General features: G+C 75.4%; 2 protein-coding genes and 1 pseudogene. All 3 read right to left on the reverse strand.

All coding sequences use genetic code 11. The annotated features are described in order from the left end of the window. A pseudogene (locus HUW36_RS31635) lies at positions 1 to 668 on the reverse strand (hypothetical protein); the annotation flags it as partial. Between the two features lie 75 nt (positions 669 to 743). Further along, entirely contained in the window at positions 744 to 1,052 is a 309-nt protein-coding gene (locus HUW36_RS31640; protein ID WP_174531420.1) for a cupin domain-containing protein, read from the reverse strand. Further along, positions 1,049 to 1,999 (reverse strand): LLM class F420-dependent oxidoreductase, encoded by a 951-nt coding sequence (locus HUW36_RS31645; RefSeq protein ID WP_174531421.1) that lies wholly within the window; start codon positions 1,997 to 1,999, stop codon positions 1,049 to 1,051. The genes HUW36_RS31640 and HUW36_RS31645 overlap by 4 nt, the downstream gene beginning before the upstream one ends. Positions 2,000 to 2,073 lie beyond the last annotated feature (74 nt).

Here is a 2,073-nt window from a genome sequence, read left to right on the forward strand (position 1 = left end):
GGGTGCCCGGCCCGGCGGGCCAGCACGCCGACCGCGCCGCCCGCGAGCAGAGCCAGCACCGGCAGCAGCAGCATGGCCAGCCGTTGCGCCGCGGCCGGGTCCAGCCAGGACGGTTCGAGGACACCCAGCCGTACGGTGGCCAGCGGACGGTTGGCGACGATCGTCGGCGCGACGGAGAGCAGGGCGAGCAGCCAGACGATCCCGGCGGTGCCCGCGACGCCCCAGCCGAACGGCGGCTTGAGCAGCACGGCGATCGCCGCCCCCGCGCCCACCACCGCGCCGAGGGCCGCGCAGATGCCGGCGGCCCACACCGGGTCGACGGAGCCGCCCAGCTCGGCGGCGCGGGCCGGCTGCATGCAGAGCGGAGCGACCACCATCGCGCCCAGCGCGCTGACGCCGGCGACGGAGAGCAGCTCGGTGGTGCCCGCGGGGACCTCGTCCCGGCGGGCGAAGCGCTCGGTGAGGACGGCCCCGGCGACCGTGGCGACCGCGGCGAACCAGCCGACCCAGGCGAGCTGGGCGGGCCACCTGTTGACCGAGGCGTCGACGAACGCGCCGTCGAGACGGACGACGCCGAAGCCGTACGCGATGCCGAGCTGGCCGGCACCGGCCAGCACGCTCACCCCGAGCGCCGTGAGCAGCAACCTGCCCCACGTCCGAAAGGCCATGTCGGGCACGTTACGGCCCGGTGCCGCCGATCGCCACCTTGCCGCCGCGCGGCGCGGCGAACCCCGTCGGCGTGGCTACTTCAACTCGACCAGACGGGCGAGGTAGGTGGTGTCGCCGACGTTGGTGAGCATGTGCACCGCACCCGGGTCGCGGTAGACCACCCCGCCGGTGGGCTCGTCGGCGTCGATCGTGACGCCGTCGATCGTCTGCACCACGTTCTTCGCCCCCTGGACCGCCACCACCAGGTACGGGTGGTCGTGCCGGTGCAGCGGCTGCCGCTCGCCCGGCTCCAGCCGGATGTGCCAGACGCGTACCCGGTCGTTCTCGAAGACGATCTCCTGGCCCACCGGGCCGAGTTCGAGGTCGGCGGAGAGGTCGGTCATCGCGGTCCGTCCAGTTGGGGGAGCACCTCGGCGGCGATCAGCTCCACGTGGTCGAGGTCGTCGAAGTCGATCAGCCGCAGGTGGACCCGGGTGGTCCCGACCGCGGCGAACTCGCCGAGCCGGTCGACGAGCTGGGCCGGGGAGCCGACCACCGGGTCCTCCGGCGGGAGCGCGCTGGTGACGTGCAGCGGCGCCGCGCGGCGCCGCGCCTCGGCGTCGGTGCGTCCGATCGCCACCACCACGCCGGCGGAGAGCGTCAGCGGCGCGCGGCCGGAGGCGTCACGCCCGGTGCGGTCGCACGCCTCGCGGACCCGCTCGTACGCGGCGGCCGTCTCGGCGACGCTCTTGAACGGCATGTTGAACTCGTCGGCGTACCGGGCGGCCAGCTCGGGGGTGCGCTTCGGGCCGCGGCCGCCCACGATCACCGGCGGGCCGGGCTGCTGCACGGGCTTGGGCAGCGCGGGGGCGTCGGCCAGCTGGTAGTGCTCGCCGGTGAAGCTGTACGTCTCGCCGAGCGGCGTGCGCCACAGCCCGGTGACGATCTCCAACTGCTCGGCCAGCCTGTCGAACCGCTCGCTGACCGGCGGGAACGGGATGCCGTACGCGGTGTGCTCGCGCGCGAACCAGCCGGCGCCGATGCCCAGCTCGACCCGACCGCCGCTCATCCGGTCGACCTGGGCGACCATGACGGCCAGCGGCCCGGGCAGGCGGAAGGTGGCCGAGGTGACGAGCGTGCCGAGCCGGATCCGGGAGGTCTCCCGCGCCAGCGCGGCGAGCGTGAGCCAGGCGTCGGTGGGGCCGGGCAGCGCCGGCTCGTCCCCCATGGCCCGGTAGTGGTCGGCCCGGAAGAAGCCCTCGAAGCCGGTCTCCTCGACCAGCCGGGCGAACCGGAGCTGGTCGTCGTAGTCCGCTCCGCGGTGAGGTTCGGTGAAGACCGAGACCCGCATGGTCACCGTCCTCCCGCCGCCGCGGCCCGCGGCGGCGTCTCGGTCGACGCGGCCGGCGGGCCCGCCGGGCCGGC

It is taken from the genome of Micromonospora maritima (assembly GCF_902825405.1).
GTDB lineage: Bacteria > Actinomycetota > Actinomycetes > Mycobacteriales > Micromonosporaceae > Micromonospora > Micromonospora maritima.